We start from the raw sequence: 15,821 nt of genomic DNA, 5'->3' as shown, positions 1-15,821 counted from the left end.
GCAGGGTCCGGCCGGCCGATGTCCCTCCCCGCCGCCCGGGTAGAGTGGCAGGACGCCTCGACCGTGACGGAACTCCTCTCCACCATGACCACAACCAGTGCAGCGCCCCGAAAGCTCCCGCGGCCGTCCCTCTTCGCACTTCGCCCCTCCTGGCTGAGTTTGGATTCGGTGGCGATCCTGCTTTTAGTCCTTCTCAGCAGTGCCTTCGTGATCTCGGAGGTGCCGGCCAATCCCGCGTTCTCGCCTTTCGATGAATACGTTTACGCCGACTATCTCGACAAGGTGCCGTCCCAGCTCGTCGTCCGCGCCGGAGACGAAACCGGCGAGCTGGCGCGGAACGAACTGTCCTGCCGTGGGGTGCGTTTTTTCGAGACGATCGGCGAGAGCTGCAACGCCGGAACCCATGACCGGGATGAGCTTTATCCATACGCGGGAACCACGGCGGCCGACATCTACGCCCCGGTGTACTTCGTCGCGACCTGGACCCTGGCGCAGCCGCTCGTCGCGACCGGCGTGGGTCTCGTTGACGCGGGCAGGCTGGTCGGTGTCCTCTGGCTCTCGCTCGGGCTGTCGCTGTTGTTCATCCTGCTCAGACGCCTCCGCGTCGACAAGGTCCTTGCGCTTGCGTCGGCCCTGCTGGTGTTTGCCGCCCCCGTCAGTTTCTGGAACTCCACCTACCTCAGCACCGACGCGCCCACGCTTGCCCTGTCGGCGGCCATGGGGATCCTCGCGGTCGACGCCATCCGAGGTCGGCGGAGCGTCTGGTGGCTCGTCCCCGTTGCGATCGTCGCCGTCCTGACCAAAGTGCAGAACCTCGGCAGCGTCGCCCTGGTGGCGCTCGCGATTCTCATCGCCGCTGTGCACCCCGCCGTGCGCGACGTGGTCCGTGCCGACCACGACCAGCCGGACGACCTCACGGTGCGTTCCCCCGCCGGGCCACGACTGTCGATGGTTCTCGCTGCCTGCGCCATCGCCGGCGTGGCGCTGGTCACCCAGGTGGCCTGGCTGGCTGTGCGGGCGTTCCTGCGCGCCCCCGGCTACGTCGCCACGCCGATCGACTTCAACAATCCGGACCTGACTCCCGCGGCCATTCTCGGCGAAGCCTTCCGGTTCCTGCTCAACGTCGGCGATGCCGGAGTCGACCACGATCTGGTCGATGCGGTGACCGTGACCGTGCTGACCGCGGTCTGCATCACCGGCACGCTCGGCCTCGCGCTCTCGAGCAGCGCCACCGGAGTCGGGCCGGTCCGGCGGTGGCTGGTCGGTGTGCCCACCCTGGTGACCGCGCTGATCTTCGGGCCGATGCTCGCCATCGGCTCCCACGTCATCGCCGGGTACTACTTCGAGCTGCCGACACGGTACGGGGTCGTCCTGCTCCCGTTCCTCGTGTGCTGCGCCGCGGTGTACTTCACCCGGGTCCCGTGGATCCGCTTCCCCGCGCTCGCATTGGGCGGGATTCTCGCCCTCGCGACCTTCCTCTGAGCGGCTCCGTCCGGGCGTTCAGCTGATGGCCGGTAGAGTAGCGTCGTCCTCCCATCTCCTACCGAATGCGATCAAACCTATGGTGAGCACGGGCGAAACCGCTGGCGTGGTGCCTGAGAAACGCCAACTGGCCGCACCGGAAACCGGAATCTCGATCCGCGCAGGACTCGGCGGACGATCCAACGCGCTGAATTTCATCCGGCTGCTGCTGGCCGCCGCGGTCATCGTCTCGCACGCTTTCCCACTCGGGGGGCTGGGCGAAGATCCGTTCTTCACCTTGTTCCGGGGCCAGGAAAACCTCGGCGGGGTCGCCGTGATCGGGTTCTTCGCCATCAGCGGCTACCTGATCACCCGCAGCGGCATGCAGAAGGACATCGTCCAGTACCTGTGGGCGCGGGCGCTGCGCATCTTCCCGGCGTTCTGGCTCGTCCTTCTCGTCGCGGCGGCGATGGTCGGGCCGGCACTCTGGCTCGTCGAAGGGCGTGCGCTCGACGACTACGTGAGCCGGGCCAGCGACGGCCCGGTCGCGTACCTCCTGGAAAACGGGGGGCTGAGAATCGGCCAGTGGGGAATCTACGACCTGCTGACCGGGACTCCATACGGCCAGGTCGCCGGAAGCGTCTTCAACGGCTCGCTGTGGACGCTGATCTACGAGTGGAACTGCTACCTCCTCATCGGCGCTCTCGTCATTTTCGGGTCGCTCAACCGCACGCGCTTCGCCGTCCCGATCCTCACAGCCGTTGTCTTCAGCCTGCAGGTCGCGAGGTTCGCGGCGCCGGACACACTCGGCGCGCTTGTGCCGTGGTTCGCCGACCCGCTCCAGATCAACCTCGCCATGGCGTTCCTCTGGGGTGCCTGCATCGCCATGTACGCGGACCGCATCCTCGTCGACGACCGCATCGGACTGATGTGCGGTTTCGTCGTCGTCTTCACGTTGCTCCAGGGGGGATTCGCGCTCATCGGCTTCCCGGCGTTCGCCTATGTCCTGTTCTGGCTGGCGATCCGCCTGCCGGCCCGTGTGAAGAAGATCGGTGCCGTCAACGACTATTCCTACGGTGTCTACCTCTACGGGTTCCTCGTGCAGCAGGTACTGGCGTACGCGGGGGTGTACGAATTCGGGTACGTCCCGTACACCGTGAGCGCACTCGTCATCACCTTCGCGCTCGCCTGGCTCAGCTGGCACGCACTGGAGAAGCGGGCGCTCATGCTCAAGGACTGGGGTCCAGGACGCGGAATACGATGGTGGTACGACCGCGCCAGACGGCTGGTCACAACCCGAAGGAAAACACAGTGACTGATCTGACATCCCAAACCGTGCTTGTCACCGGTGGGGCCGGCTTCATCGGGTGCGCCCTGTCGCAGCGTCTGGCGGGCAGGGCGGGCAGATGGGTCGCTGTCGACAACCTCCACCCACAGGTGCACGCCGGGCAGGGCCGGCCGGCGGACCTGTTCCCTGCCGCGGAACTGATCGTCGGGGATGTCACGGACCCAGACACCTGGGATTCGTTGCTGGCGGACGTGAAGCCCGATGTGGTCATCCACCTCGCCGCGGAGACCGGGACGGCGCAGTCGCTGGCCGAGGCGTCGCGCCACGCCAAGGTCAACGTCGTCGGTACGACCGAGATGCTCGACGCCTTCAGCAGGTTCGGTCTGGAGCCCGACCACATCCTGCTGAGCAGCAGCAGGGCCGTCTACGGCGAGGGGGAGTGGCAACGTGCCGACGGCGAGCGTTTCCTGCCCGGCATGCGCACCCACGCACAGTTCGAGGCCGGGCAGTGGGATTTCCCTGACGCCACACCCGTTCCGAGCGGCGCCCTCTCAACGGTCCCGGCGCCCACGAGCGTCTACGGTGCCACCAAACTGGCGCAGGAGGGCATCCTCAGTGCGTGGGCCGGTGCCCGGAACACGCGGCTCACCGTTTTGCGGCTGCAGAACGTCTACGGCCCCGGCCAGTCGCTCATCAACTCGTACACCGGAATTGTCTCGCTGTTCTCGCAGTGGGCGGAGGAGGGGAAGTCGATCCCCGTGTACGAAGACGGCCGCATCACCCGCGATTTCGTCTACATCGACGATGTCGCGTCGGCCTTCGTCGCCGCCCTGGATTCCCCGGACCCCGGGAGCCCGAAGACCTTCGACGTCGGCTCGGGAATCGCCACCACCATCTCCCAGATCGCGGCGTCGATCGCGAGCTACCACGGTGCCCCAGAGCCCCATGTGACAGGCGCCTACCGCGACGGTGACGTGAGGTTCGCGGCCTGCACGATCGACCGCACCGTGCAGGAACTCGGCTGGCAGCCCGAATGGGACGTCGACCGGGGGGTCGCGGGGCTCCAGGAATGGATAGCGTCGCAAACCGATCGTGTCAGCTGACGAGGCGGTGGCCGGCAGCAAACCGAGCGGTCTGACACCGATCCTCGTCGCAACCGCGGTCGCAGGCGCGACCGGGTACGCGATCCAGTTCCTCGTGCCGTTGTCGGTGACCCCGGAGCAGTACCTGCGATTCAGCGTGTTCTGGGCGGCGCTCTACCTCGTCGTCTCGGGGCTCAGCGGGATCCAGCAGGAAATCTCGCGGGCGACGTCTCCCCTCCGGGCCGCACCCAGGGCCGGTTCCGCCAACGCGCGTCGGTTCAGCGGGGTGGCGGTGCTCCTCGTTCTCGTCTGCGCGCCCGTCTCCGCCCTGCTCTGGGGAAGCACCGTCTTCCCGGAGAACACCTGGCCGCTGGTCGCCGCACTGACGCTGGGCTCGGCCGGCTACGTCCTCGTCGCCGTCCTCAGCGGCCTGCTCTACGGGCTCAGCGAGTGGAAGGTGATCGCGTTCCAGACGATGCTCGACGCCGGCATCCGCCTGGTTCTCGTTGCCGCGGGGGTCGCGTTGGGCGCCGACGTGGATGCCCTCGTGTGGGCTGTCGTTCTGCCCTTCCCGCTGACGGCGGCCTGCGTGTGGCTGGTCGTCAGCCGCCGGGTCCGCGGCCGGTACACCGTCGATGTCAGCGTCGGCCGCCTCGGCTGGAACTCCGCCAGGACGGTGGTCGGGGCAACAGCGACCGGGGTCCTCATCAGCGGGTTCCCGCTTCTCCTGAACGCCACCTCGAAAGACGAATCGCAGGCCGCCGTCGGCGTGCTGGTACTCGCGATCACGCTCACGAGGGCACCGCTGGTGATCCCGCTGCTGGCGCTCCAGAGCTTTCTGACGGTGTACTTCCGGGACCGGAATGCCCACGCCTGGCGCCTGGTGTGGCTGGCGCTGGCCGGGACCGCAGGAATCACGGCGGTCGCCAGCGTCCTCGCGTTCCTCCTGGGCCCTGTGCTCTTCCTCACCCTGTTCGGAGCGGACTACGCCATCGACGCGCCGGCGATGGCGGCCGTTGTCGCGTCGGCCGGGCTCACCGCCGCTCTGTGCGTGAGCGGACCCGCCGTTCTGGCCAGGGGGAACCATGCGATCTTCGTCTACGGATGGGTCGCATCAGCGGTTGTCCTGATCGGGGTCCTGCTGCTGCCCCTCGACCTCGTTCCGAGGACGGTGGGCGCCCTGGTCATCGGCCCGCTTGTCGGCCTCGCGATCCATCTTCTTGGCCTGGCGTTCGTCGTTCGATCCCTTCCAGTCGCAGATCGAGGAGCGCAGACTCCTCAGTGAGCACCCGCACCTTCTCCTCGAGCGTCGTCAGTTCGGCGCTGTGCTGCAGGCAGACGAGGAACAGGATGGCTGAGCTGACGAAGAACACCAGGTTGACCGGGACCTCGACTCCGACCAGCCCGGCGAACCATTCGAGCGTCGCGGGGAACACGCTGATGACGAGGGCCAGGAGTCCGGCGATGAACCACCAGACTGCGTGCCGCTCCTTCAATCGTCGGCGCCGGAGCATTTCGACGACGACTCCCAGGGTGAACAGCGCGGCGAAGATGCCGAGAGCGTAGCTGGCGAGGCTCATGCGGGAGCCCCCTTCCTTTCGGGGAGCAGAATCGGCGGGCGTGAGAGTGCGAAGAGAAGGGCGAGAATCGCCCGTCCGAGGTACGCAGCCGCCTTGAAGGGATTGTGGGACGGAGTTCCGCCGACGCGCGCGCGCATCGACACAGGAACCTGCCGGATCACGCACCCGGCGCGCGCCGCGATCACCAGCGACTCGATCGTGTCGCCCAGGTACTCGGCCGGGTAGTGCACAGCGAACAGCCGCAGGGCTCTCGGCCCCGTGGCCTTGAATCCGCTCGTGGTGTCGGTGAGGGGTGTCCTGCAGATTCTGCTCAACACCGTCGAGAGCACGACCATCGCCCACCGGCGTGGACCACGCACGCGATAGTCCCCCTCGCCGGCGAACCGGGCCCCGAGCACGATGTCGGCTTCGCCGAGCTGCTCGAGGAGGAGCGGGACGGACTCCGGATTGTGCTGGCCGTCCGAATCGACCTGGACGACACACTCGTACCCGTTGTCGAGCGCGTACTTGAACCCGGCGCGCATCGCCCCTCCGACGCCGAGATTCAGGGGGAGCCGCAAAACCGCCGCTCCGGCGGCCTGCGCCACCGCTGCGGTGCTGTCAGACGATCCGTCGTCGACGACGAGGCAGCTCACGCCGGGGAGCTTGGCCTTCACCTCCCGGACAACGTCGGCCACCGAGGCTTCCTCATTGAGCGCCGGCATGACGATCAACGTGTGTTCGAGGGTGACCGTCATGAACTCGAGCCTACCAACCGTCATGCGGTCGAACGCTCGGCGGACGGCCCGAAGACATGGCGGAGCAACGACCTCAGGCCGCTGCGATTCCGGGCCAGGAGAGCTGCAGGAAGCTCGGACAGGGCGTTCAGGCGAGACGTGACGTGGAGCCGCGCGGCCCGCGCTGCCCCGTGCCAGCCCAGCGCTGTGAGGTCGCGTTCCGCTTCAGCGAACAGGACGCGCTCCTGGGCGAACTTCGACCCGTCAGGGCCTGTGACCGCAGAGACGCTCTCGGAGTGGCGGCGGTAGGTGAAGACGACCTCGTCATCGAGGACGAGTCGCCCGCCGTCCTTGGTGATCTCGAGAAGCATGGCCAGGTCCTGCACGACATCGAGGTCGGTGCGGAAGGTGTGCTGCCGGAGCGCGTCCACCCGCCAGCACAGCGACGGGAAGTAGGTCCAGTTGCCGCGCAGGAGGCTCTTGGCGAGCGGCTGCCCGCCGAACGAACGGGGGCCGTGCCCGCCGAACCGATACAGCCGCTTCACCCGGTCGGCCAGCGGAGAAGACGGATTCCCGTTGCCGTCGATCACGGCCACACCCGGCTGGATGATCGACGCATCGGGGAACCGACCGATGAGTTCCTTCACCCGCGCGACGTACCCGGGGAGCATGATGTCGTCGCATCCCATGAGCACCGCGAACGGGGATTCCATGAGACCGACACATTTCATGTAGTTGCGGCTCGGCCGGAGGTTCACCTCGTTGCGGATGTAGGTGACGCGCTCGTCCTCGAGAGCGGCGACCCACTGCCCGGGAGCGAGGTCCGGGTAGACGTCGTCGACGACGACGAGCCGCCAGTCGGGGTCGCTCTGGGCGAGGACGCTCTCGACCGCGAGTTTGAGGTGGTCGAATCGTCCATAGAACGGCATCATGATGTCGAGGGTCATTTGGTTTCGCGTTTCCTTCTGGACGGCGGTGCTCCGTCCATCGTCCCACACACGCGGTTCGGCCCTGTCGAGCCGACCGGACGCGGCTGCCCGCCGGAAGGGCGGATCCGGGATCGTCTAGGCTGTTCGAGAGCCGCTGGACAGGGGATTGGGCAACGCATACATGGACAACAACGCCACCGGTGACCCGCTGAAGGTGACCCTGTCGATGCTGACACTCGCCCCGGGAGGCATGGGTGGCGGCGAGACCTTCGCTCGCGAACTCACCGCACGACTCGCGACGTCATCCGTTGTGGACGCGGAGGTCCTTCTCCCCGAATCGGCTCGGGGCGCCATGGGCGGGACGAACGAGGTCATCGTGAACGGCCTCCACTATGGTTCCTCCACGCTCGCCCGGATTCTCGGGCTGCTTGCCGCGCGCATCAGGACCAGGCAGGTGCGCAGGCTGACCCGCGCCGCCGAGGTTCTGCACTTCCCGTTCACGGTGCCGACGGTGAAAGCCGCGCGGGGCCAGGCGATGGTGATGACGATCGCGGACATCCAGCACCGCGACCTGCCCGACCTGTTCAGCCGGCTAGAAAAGATTTTCCGCTACTTCACCTATGAGCGTCCGGCCAGGAAGGCGGACAGGATCATCACGATCAGCAACTTCTCGAAGGACAGCATCGTCCGGCACCTGGGTGTCTCACCCGATCGCATCAGTGTGGCGCTTCTCGGCGTCGACACGACGATGTTCACGCCGAACGTCGGTGCGCGAGAGGAATTCGTCTTCTACCCGGCGCGCGGCTGGCCGCACAAGAACCACAGGGCCCTGATCGAAGCGGTCGGCATCCTCCGCCGGACGCGCCCGGCCATGCGGCTCGTGCTGACCGGGGGCGGCCTCGGCGACCTGGGCGAGGTTCCCGACTGGGTCGACAACCGCAGTCTCGTGCCGCTGGAGGAATTGCGCGAGCTCTACCGCACCGCGGCGGTCCTGGGTTTCCCGAGCCTGTATGAAGGATTCGGGCTTCCGCCGCTGGAAGCGATGGCGTCAGGGTGTCCGGTCGCTGCGGCCAACACGGGTTCCCTGCCCGAGGTATGCGGGGAGGCGGCCGTTCTCTTCGATCCGCATCGTCCCGAGTCCATCGCGGCGGGTCTCGAGGAGGCACTTGTTCGCGCGAGCGAATTGGTGCCGCTCGGCATCGAGCAGGCACGGACCTTCACCTGGGAGCGCTGCGCGGCCGAGCACGTCGCGGCGTATCAGGCGGCCGCCAGGGACAAGGGCTCCCGGCGCGCCCAGGCGTCGAGTCCCCGCACGTAGACTCGTCGGGTGGAATCGATGAGCGACACACCCCCGGCGTCGGTCTCCGTCGCCCTCTGCACCTACAACGGTGGCGTGTTCATCGAGGACCAACTGCGAAGCATCCTGGACCAGACGATCCGACCGGACGAGATCGTCGTCTCGGATGACGGATCGACCGATGACACGGTGCGGCGGGCCGAGGCGGTTCTCGCACCGGGCGGCATCCGATACCGGGTGCTCAGGAACCCGAGCGCGCTGGGCGTGAGCAGGAACTTCGAGCAGGCTGTTCTGGCGACATCGGGTGCCATCGTGGTGCTGTGCGACCAGGACGACATCTGGCACCCGCAGAGACTCGAGAAGGCCCTCCACGAGTTCGGGTCCCGCCCTGACCTGACCCTGCTCTTCTCGAACGCCCGCATGGTCGATGCGGCGGGCGCGCCGCTCGGCTACTCGCTCTTCGACGCGCTCGAGTTCAGCGCCGCCGACCGTGAGGCGATCCGTGCGGGGAAGAGCTTTCCCACCCTTCTCCGGCGCAACGTCGCCACCGGCGCGACCATGGCCTTCCGGCGGTCCCTGCTCGATGTGGCGACTCCGTTTCCCGTCGAGTGGGTGCATGACGAGTGGCTCACGATCATCGCCGCCGCGGTCGGGCAGGTCGACCAGCTCGACGAGCCCCTCATCGACTACCGGCAGCACGGCGGCAACCAGATCGGCGCGCGCGAGCCGAGCCTGACCCACAAGATCAGCCGGGTCCTCGAGCCACGCGGTGACCGCAACAGGAACCTCGCCGTTCGTGCCGGCATCCTCGTGGACAGGCTCGCTTCGCTCGGCGACGCCGTGAAACCCGCTGATCTCACGGCGGCACGTGGCAAACTCCGGATCGAGAGGATGCGGGCACGGCTGCCGGCGAATCGGATCGCCAGGGTCCTGCCCGTCCTGAACGAGGCGCGAAGCGGGGACTATGCGCGCTTCACCAGCCAGGGAAACACGGAGATCCTCCGCGACCTGTTCCAGCCCCGGTAGCGAAGCGCGGCGAGCGTCTATTCGACAGGGACAGGCGGGGCCGGGTCGTTCCTGCTCCGCAGGCGCGTGCGCCAGCTCATGTTCTGCGAGGCTTTCACCGCGCAGACGACGAGCAACAGCCAGCCGCCCTCGATCAGGATGAAGCTCTCGGCCGCGCTCGTCGCGATCAGCGCCACGAGAACAAGGGCGGGCCAGGTGTAAGTGACCGTCCGCCGGTTCGACGCGAGCAGCCACGAGCGCACGAAGGCCAGCACCAGCAGGGCGGTGAACGCGACGAGTCCCACGGCGCCGACCTGCAGGTAGAGGTCCACGAACGCGTTGAGGCCGGATTCATGGTCGCGCACCAGCACGTTGTTGATGTAGGTGTACGGCGGGACGTCCTGCCACAGCCCCGACCAACCCCACCCCTCCATACCGCGGATCGGCGCGAGGGTCCACGCCTGGAACCAGAGCGTGTAACGGTATTCGAACTCGCTCCCGGCGTTGAGCAGGGCGAGCACCCGGGTGCGGGCCAGCCAGGTGGAGAACAACGCGACGGCGGTGAGGCCCGCAAGGACCCACTGGAGCGCCCGCCTGGTGTCTGCCGGCGCCCGGCGCAGTCCGTACAGCGCCAGGGCGGCGAGCCCGAGGGCGACGGCAACGAGGAACGTGACGGGGGACTGGCTCAGCACGAGGCACGCTGTACCGACCGCGAGGGAAAACACCGAGACGCCGCGCGTCGTCGAACGGGTTCGCCACTCGATGATGAAGGTGAGGATTCCGATCAGCGCCATGAAGCCGAGGGTGTTGCGGGTGCCGAAGATCCCCTGGATCGGGCCGCCGAACGCGATGTTGCCCTCCACCCCCAGAAACCCGAACGGGACGTCGAGGATCAGCCCCGACAACACCTCAACGGCGAGCGACGCCGACAGCAAGACCCGGAGGACCGTGCCGACGGAGCGCACGATCTGGATCATGTCCCGCGTGAGCGCGACGGTGAGCCCGAGGAACGCGAAGGCGATCTGGTACAGGGCGCTCGACAGGGTGATCCACTGGTGGTCGGTCCACAGGGTCGACAGCAGGCACCAGCCGAGAAAGATGAGGATGGAAATCGGCAGGAGCCCCTGCCACTCGATGGTGTCCCACCGTGCGATCACGACGAGGACGGCGACCGGCACGAGCGCCGCCACCACTCCGATGAGACCGCTCCACCCGAGAACGGAACGGATCAGCGGAGTCGCGAAAGCGACCCCGAAAATGGTGAGGCTGAGCGCTGCGGCGGCGTGCGGGCTGCCGAGTGCGCGGACCAGCGAGGCCAGAGCCGGATGGTTCTCTCCGGGGCGGGGAGCCGTCATCGGCCCGGTTCAGGAACGCGGGATGCTTCCGGCCGAGCGTCCAGGACGATCGTCGGGTGCTGTTTGGTCTTGAGGCAGAACAGGACGACGAGGACCCAGCCGGACTCGATCAGGATGCGGCTCTCGGCGACGGACTGCACGAGGAGCACGACCAGAAGGAGGAGGGGCACCAGGGACAGGACCGTGTACGGGCGATCGTCGCGGAGGTCGAACCGCGGCCGGTCGACGGCCGCGAACCAGCTCCGCCACAGTGTGGAGACGAGCACAGCGGTGAACAGCACCAGGCCGACGATGCCGAGCTGAAACCAGACGTCGAGCCAGGCGTTGTGTGCGTGCAGCTGAAGGAAGCCCCGGCGGACGACGAGATCCTGGAAGGGCTCCACCCACGGAACCCAGGGGCTCGAATAGCCCCAGCCAACCCACGGACGCTCGCCTGCGGTCTCGATCACCGTCTGCCAGATGTCCAGCCGGCCGGTGAGGTCCTCGCTTTTGCCCAGCAGGGCCAGCAACTGTCGGTTGAGCAGCGACACGGCGGCGGCCGCGGCGAGGAGAAGGACGAGACCGCCGAGATACACCGGGGTCCGCCGCGACGGGCTCGGGGCGTTCCGCACGAGGAGCGCGCCGGCGAGGACCACGGCGACCACGACGGCGGCGATGATCATCGTGCTGGACCGGGTGAGGAGGAACATTCCCACGGCGAGGACCAGCCAGACGATGGCGGAGACTCTCCGCACGGTGCCTGCCGCCCACTGCGCAGCGAACAGGATCACACCGAAAAGTGCGAGAATCCCGAGCAGGTTCGAGTTGCCGAGGATGCCCTGGATCTTTCCCCCGTCGAACAGGAGATTCCTGGACCAGTAGGCGAGCAGGGGAGGCTCGCTCCCGAAGTCGACCCACAACGGGAGCACCCGGTCGCGCACGACGACGGACACCCAGAGTTCGAACAGGATCGACAGTGCGAGCACCCACTTGATCGCGTTCGCCAGCAGGCGGACGACCTCGGCCCAGTCGAAACAGAGGGCGAGGAACACCCCGGCGACGACGCACAGGAGCATCCCGGTGAGCGTGAACAGGCTGGCGCCCGGGTACGCAGACCAGGCCACGGAGAGGAGGGCGAATGCCGTGAACGCAAGCAGGGCCTTCGGCGTGCGACGACGGAGGTACGTCGGTCGCAGGACGGCGAGAAGGACCAGGCACGCGATCCCGGCGAGGATGCTGACCGCCACGAAGCCCCACAGGCTGAGAAGGTGACGGATGCCGTCGCCGGCGAAGGCGACGAACAGCGCGAAGGTGGCGACGCCCGATGCCCAGAGCCTCGGCGTCGAAAGCGCTGCGGGCGGCGCGACGGTCGGCGAGGTCATGCAGTCAGGCTATCGCGCGGGGGCTCCGCCTGACGGCCGGACGGGCGGATTCCGTCCCGCCTCGGCAACTTTCGCCACCGCCGTGCCAGTCCCCGCCTCAGCCGAAAGGCCAGCGCCCGTGCCGGCGCCGACGGCGCGAACCCGCGCTCGACGGCCGCGCGGTCGATCTCCCGCGCCCAGATCCGGGTGACGGTGTCGTCCGAGTACCGTCCGGCCGTGCGGACGGCGTTCCTCCGAAGCGCGGCCACCCGCTCGGCCGGAAGGGCGAGCAGGTCCTCGATGGCGGCGGTGAGCGCGGGGACGTCTCCCGCGGGCACGAGGAAGCCGTTGGAACCGGTGCTGATGATGTCGGCGGGTCCGTACGGGACGTCGTAGGCGATCGGAAGGCATCCGTGAGCCATCGCCTCGACGAGGACAAGCGGCAGGCCCTCGCTTCGCGACGTGAGGAGGAGGAATGATGCGTCGGCGAGTTCCCGGCTGGCCCCGGCACGATGCCCGTGCAGGGCGACGTGCGCCGGTGCTGCGGGTGCCTGGGCCACCACCCGTTCGATTTTGGCGCGGTTCGGCCCGTCCCCGAAGACGTCGAGGCGCACCGGCTGCTGCAGACCGAGGACGGCCTGCACCGCGTGCTCGACGCGTTTTCTGCGGTCAAGCGTGGCCAGCACGATCCCGCGGAACGGGCTCCGAACCCGGGTCGCCGCGTCGCGTGAGGAGACCGTCCGCCCGTTCGGGATGACGGCCAGGCGCGCGTGCGGGCCGAGGAGAGGGCGGGCGTCGGCGCGCTGGCGCTCGGTGAGGAACACGATCCTGTCGAAGCCGTCAGCGGCGGAGAAGACCTCGGCGCGGGAGGCGCGCACCCGGAACGGGTCGCCGGCGCTGTGCCGATGCGAGGCGTGGACGACGTGGAAGGTCACGAGGTCTTTCCGCCGGTAGCCGAGAAGAAACCGTGCGCTGGTCTTGCTGTCGACGATGAGGGTCGTCGGCCGCCCGTCGCGCAGGCGGTCGAGCCACCACCGGTAGAGCGATCGGACGGTCGACCAGCGGCGGCGGGGCATCCCTTCCGCGTCGCACCAGGCGATCACCCGCCCGCCGGCCGTCCCGCGCTCGCGGGCATCGCGGCGGTCGGACACGGCAAGGGTGCCATCGGAACGATAGTGGTCGACCTGGAGGACGGTGCGACCGTCGTCGGCGTACCGGATGCGCATCAGCTCGCGTTCCCCCCGGCGCACCGATTCGAACGCCGGGTCCCCGGCGAGCGGCGAGAACGCCCGGCGGGCGGCGGCCTCGGCGTCGTCCGGCGGCGGATTCTCGCGCATCCAGTCCCAGATGTTCGACAGCGTCATGCCGTCGCTCAGGTCGCCTGAGGCACGCAGCCGCGCCTCGAGTGCCGGGTAGTCGGCGCGAAGGTCGAAGGTGACGACATCCACGCGGACCCCGCCGAGTCTCACGAACGCGCGCGACCGGTGCAGGAGCGCCTCGGTCATTCCCCCGAACCGATCATCGATTCCCCAGGTGGCGACGAGGTGGCATCCGGGTCTCAGGCGAACGCCCATCGGATCCGGTCTCCTTCCGCCGTGTGCGGCGCGGACTCGGTCAACCGGCGCCTCAGGCATTCTGCCAGTGACGGCGACCCGGTGCCACCAGCTTGCCGTTCGGGTTCAGCGCGTGTATTCGGTGATCTCGGCCAGCTCAGCGAGCCGGTTCGCGCGACCCGATTCTGCCGGTGTGAACGGGTCGCCGGCACGCCGGAACAGCAGCGCGCCGTACCGGACGGACGGCACCTTGAGGAGGGTCCCGTCGGCGAGTGACTCCCTCAGCTCGGCGGGGGAGAGGCGGTTCTCGACCTGTTCGGCCGCGAGGAGCTCCGCGAGGACCGCGGGCAGCTCGGACGAGTCGCCGACGACCCGGGTGGCCATGCTGAGGGCGCGGCTCGGGCCGTCGGTGAGGGCGACGGGTGTGGTCGGAACGACGACGACGCGGCTGGCCCCTGCGTCCTCCAGCGCAAGCGAGAGGGCCTGCCCGCTGACGCCGTCGGGGGCGCCGAGGACGAACTCGTCGAGAACGCCGTTCCGCAGTTGTTCGGTCTGGACGCTGAGGATGTTCACGTCGAGCCTCGCGAGGCTGCCGCTGATCTGCTCGAGGGCGCCCGGCCGGTCGGGGACGACGAGTCGCGCCCGCCAGAGCGCGTCGAAGCTGTGCAGCCGGCGGTGGCGGGTCACCGCTCCCGCGTGCAGCCAGGTGCGCAGCACCCGTTGGACGGACGGTTCGGCGACCCAGATGACCAGGGCCGTCGCGCTGAGGGCGAGGACGGAGACCTTCGCCAGGTAGGGGAGGGCGGTCTGGAGGACGACAGCGTGGACGGCGAGTTCGATGGGCAGGACCGTCGCGATGTTGGCGATCGTCAGCCGGCCCCTCGGCACTTCGGGGAGGCGGCCGCACGCCTCGCAGCGGATCGCCGCTGTGGCTGAGGGTGTCTGGGTCATGCTCCATGGTCGCCCCGAACCGGTTTCGGCGGGGTTACCGTCCTGTTCCGAGTGTGTGCCGGTTTGACCGAACTCAGACGAACGCCGCCGCGCCGGTGATGGCCCGCCCGACGATCAGGGAATTCATCTCCCGGGTGCCCTCGTAGGAGTACAGGGCCTCGGCGTCGGCGAAGAAGCGGGCGGCTTCGTAGTCGAGGACGATGCCGTTGCCGCCCATCGATTCCCGGGCCCACGCGACGGTTTCTCGCATCCGCGACGTGCAGTAGCCCTTGGCCAGGGCCGAGTGCTCGTCGCGCTGCGTGCCCTCGTCGAGCATCTGCGAGACCCGCACGCACAGCGCCATCGACGCCGTGATGTTGCCCAGGCACCGCGCGAGCAGGTCCTGCACGAGCTGGTGCTCCGCGATCTTCTTGCCGAACTGCTCCCGTTCGCGCGCGTACGCCACCGCGGCCTCGTAGGCGCCGACGGCGACTCCGACACTCGACCACGCCACGGAGGCCCGCGTCAGTCGCAGGACGTTCGCGGTGTCGCGGAACGAGGACGCGTTCGCGAGCCGCATGCTCTCGGGAACGACGACACCGTCGAGGATGATGTCGGCGTTCGGCACCGGCCGGAGGGCGATCTTGCGTTCGATCTTCGTCGCCGTGTACCCCGGGTGGGAGGTGTCGACGAGGAATCCCTTGACCTGGCCGTCGGCGGTGTCCTTCGCCCAGATGATCGTGATGTCGCTGAAGGTGGCGTTCCCGATCCAGCGTTTGGAACCGTTGAGCACCCAGGAGTCGCCGTCCCTCGTCGCCGTGGTGCGAAGACCGCGGGCACTGTCGCTGCCGGAGAGCGGTTCGGTCAGGCCGAAGGCGCCGAGAACCTCACCCGACGCCATCCGCGGCAGCCACTCGTCGCGTTGCTCCTGCGAGCCGCAGGCGTTGATCGAGCCCATCACGAGGCCCTCCTGGACCCCCACGAACGTCCCCATCGACGCGTCGACCCGGGCCATCTCCATCGACACCAGGCCGCGGAACACGGCGGAGTTCTCGAACGGGCGCGTCTCGGCGAACCCGAACCGGGCGACATCGGTCTCGAGGAACGGCCCGATGAGCTCGTGCGGGAACTCGGCGCGCTCCCAGTAGTCGTTGATCACCGGCCGGACGCTGCCCTCCATGTAGGCACGGATCCGCATCAGCGCCTCCTGCTCCCGGTCGGTGAGGAGCGTCTCGAATCCGTAGAAATCGCTGGCGAGGGGTTCGAACGGCATGCGAGGCTCCAG

General features: G+C 68.3%; 14 protein-coding genes. 6 read left to right on the top strand and 8 right to left on the bottom strand.

Going from position 1 to position 15,821, the window contains the following annotated elements; genetic code table 11:
• Positions 1-84: 84 nt before the first annotated feature.
• From ABIE24_RS11535 to ABIE24_RS11520, 4 genes are all read left to right on the top strand, one after another.
• Positions 85-1,482, top strand: coding sequence for a hypothetical protein (locus tag ABIE24_RS11535; RefSeq protein WP_354499767.1), 1,398 nt, complete (start codon positions 85-87; stop codon positions 1,480-1,482).
• 109 nt (positions 1,483-1,591) lie between these two features.
• On the top strand, positions 1,592-2,776 hold the full coding sequence (locus ABIE24_RS11530; protein WP_354499766.1) for an acyltransferase family protein: 1,185 nt from the start codon (positions 1,592-1,594) through the stop codon (positions 2,774-2,776).
• Positions 2,773-3,852, top strand: coding sequence for an NAD-dependent epimerase/dehydratase family protein (locus ABIE24_RS11525; RefSeq protein ID WP_354499764.1), 1,080 nt, complete (start codon positions 2,773-2,775; stop codon positions 3,850-3,852). The genes ABIE24_RS11530 and ABIE24_RS11525 overlap by 4 nt, the downstream gene beginning before the upstream one ends.
• On the top strand, positions 3,842-5,116 hold the full coding sequence (locus tag ABIE24_RS11520) for a lipopolysaccharide biosynthesis protein (RefSeq protein WP_354499762.1): 1,275 nt from the start codon (positions 3,842-3,844) through the stop codon (positions 5,114-5,116). Before ABIE24_RS11525 ends, ABIE24_RS11520 begins: the two co-directional genes overlap by 11 nt.
• On the opposite strand, the gene ABIE24_RS11515 is transcribed toward ABIE24_RS11520, so the two are convergent.
• Genes ABIE24_RS11515 through ABIE24_RS11505 form a run of 3 tightly spaced genes read right to left on the bottom strand, consistent with a single transcriptional unit; the run spans position 5,016 to position 7,074 of the window.
• Positions 5,016-5,411, bottom strand: a complete 396-nt coding sequence (locus ABIE24_RS11515; protein ID WP_354499760.1) for a DUF2304 domain-containing protein — start codon at positions 5,409-5,411, stop codon at positions 5,016-5,018. The genes ABIE24_RS11520 and ABIE24_RS11515 overlap by 101 nt on opposite strands.
• Positions 5,408-6,148, bottom strand: a complete 741-nt coding sequence (locus ABIE24_RS11510) for a glycosyltransferase family 2 protein (protein WP_354499758.1) — start codon at positions 6,146-6,148, stop codon at positions 5,408-5,410. Before ABIE24_RS11510 ends, ABIE24_RS11515 begins: the two co-directional genes overlap by 4 nt.
• A gap of 20 nt (positions 6,149-6,168) precedes the next feature.
• Positions 6,169-7,074, bottom strand: a complete 906-nt coding sequence (locus tag ABIE24_RS11505) for a glycosyltransferase family 2 protein (protein ID WP_354499757.1) — start codon at positions 7,072-7,074, stop codon at positions 6,169-6,171.
• 163 nt (positions 7,075-7,237) lie between these two features.
• Between ABIE24_RS11505 and ABIE24_RS11500 the strand changes: the two genes are divergently transcribed.
• Together ABIE24_RS11500 and ABIE24_RS11495 are read left to right on the top strand one after the other, a co-directional pair.
• Complete coding sequence (locus ABIE24_RS11500) at positions 7,238-8,374, top strand: glycosyltransferase family 4 protein (protein ID WP_354499755.1); 1,137 nt, start codon at positions 7,238-7,240, stop codon at positions 8,372-8,374.
• An 18-nt stretch (positions 8,375-8,392) separates the two neighbouring features.
• A complete protein-coding gene (locus ABIE24_RS11495; RefSeq protein WP_354499754.1) occupies positions 8,393-9,379 on the top strand; it encodes a glycosyltransferase family 2 protein in 987 nt (328 codons plus the stop codon).
• A 17-nt stretch (positions 9,380-9,396) separates the two neighbouring features.
• Here the strand turns inward: ABIE24_RS11495 and ABIE24_RS11490 are convergent, their stop codons facing one another.
• The 5 genes from ABIE24_RS11490 to ABIE24_RS11470 form a co-directional block, all read right to left on the bottom strand.
• Positions 9,397-10,713: an O-antigen ligase family protein gene (locus ABIE24_RS11490; RefSeq protein ID WP_354499753.1), complete on the bottom strand. Its 1,317-nt coding sequence runs from the start codon at positions 10,711-10,713 to the stop codon at positions 9,397-9,399.
• A complete protein-coding gene (locus ABIE24_RS11485) occupies positions 10,710-12,074 on the bottom strand; it encodes an O-antigen ligase family protein (protein WP_354499751.1) in 1,365 nt (454 codons plus the stop codon). Before ABIE24_RS11485 ends, ABIE24_RS11490 begins: the two co-directional genes overlap by 4 nt.
• Positions 12,071-13,627, bottom strand: coding sequence for a glycosyltransferase (locus ABIE24_RS11480; RefSeq protein WP_354499750.1), 1,557 nt, complete (start codon positions 13,625-13,627; stop codon positions 12,071-12,073). The genes ABIE24_RS11485 and ABIE24_RS11480 overlap by 4 nt, the downstream gene beginning before the upstream one ends.
• A gap of 105 nt (positions 13,628-13,732) precedes the next feature.
• Positions 13,733-14,557 carry an ACT domain-containing protein gene (locus ABIE24_RS11475; protein WP_354499748.1) on the bottom strand — a complete coding sequence of 275 codons (825 nt, stop codon included), beginning with the start codon at positions 14,555-14,557 and terminating at the stop codon, positions 13,733-13,735.
• Between the two features lie 73 nt (positions 14,558-14,630).
• On the bottom strand, positions 14,631-15,809 hold the full coding sequence (locus tag ABIE24_RS11470; protein ID WP_354499747.1) for an acyl-CoA dehydrogenase family protein: 1,179 nt from the start codon (positions 15,807-15,809) through the stop codon (positions 14,631-14,633).
• Positions 15,810-15,821: the final 12 nt, after the last annotated feature.

This window comes from Mycetocola sp. 2940 (genome assembly GCF_040548835.1).
Classification (GTDB): domain Bacteria; phylum Actinomycetota; class Actinomycetes; order Actinomycetales; family Microbacteriaceae; genus Mycetocola_A.
Note: the sequence above shows the minus strand (reverse complement) of the source record. Positions and strands in the feature narration are given on the sequence as shown.

Coding starts and splice junctions, on each gene's coding strand:
- ABIE24_RS11535 (WP_354499767.1), top strand. CDS start 85: ATGACCACAACCAGTGCAGCGCCCCGAAAGCTCCCGCGGCCGTCCCTC.
- ABIE24_RS11515 (WP_354499760.1), bottom strand. CDS start 5,411: ATGAGCCTCGCCAGCTACGCTCTCGGCATCTTCGCCGCGCTGTTCACC.
- ABIE24_RS11510 (WP_354499758.1), bottom strand. CDS start 6,148: ATGACGGTCACCCTCGAACACACGTTGATCGTCATGCCGGCGCTCAAT.
- ABIE24_RS11505 (WP_354499757.1), bottom strand. CDS start 7,074: ATGACCCTCGACATCATGATGCCGTTCTATGGACGATTCGACCACCTC.
- ABIE24_RS11500 (WP_354499755.1), top strand. CDS start 7,238: ATGGACAACAACGCCACCGGTGACCCGCTGAAGGTGACCCTGTCGATG.
- ABIE24_RS11495 (WP_354499754.1), top strand. CDS start 8,393: ATGAGCGACACACCCCCGGCGTCGGTCTCCGTCGCCCTCTGCACCTAC.
- ABIE24_RS11490 (WP_354499753.1), bottom strand. CDS start 10,713: ATGACGGCTCCCCGCCCCGGAGAGAACCATCCGGCTCTGGCCTCGCTG.
- ABIE24_RS11485 (WP_354499751.1), bottom strand. CDS start 12,074: ATGACCTCGCCGACCGTCGCGCCGCCCGCAGCGCTTTCGACGCCGAGG.
- ABIE24_RS11480 (WP_354499750.1), bottom strand. CDS start 13,627: ATGGGCGTTCGCCTGAGACCCGGATGCCACCTCGTCGCCACCTGGGGA.
- ABIE24_RS11475 (WP_354499748.1), bottom strand. CDS start 14,557: ATGACCCAGACACCCTCAGCCACAGCGGCGATCCGCTGCGAGGCGTGC.
- ABIE24_RS11470 (WP_354499747.1), bottom strand. CDS start 15,809: ATGCCGTTCGAACCCCTCGCCAGCGATTTCTACGGATTCGAGACGCTC.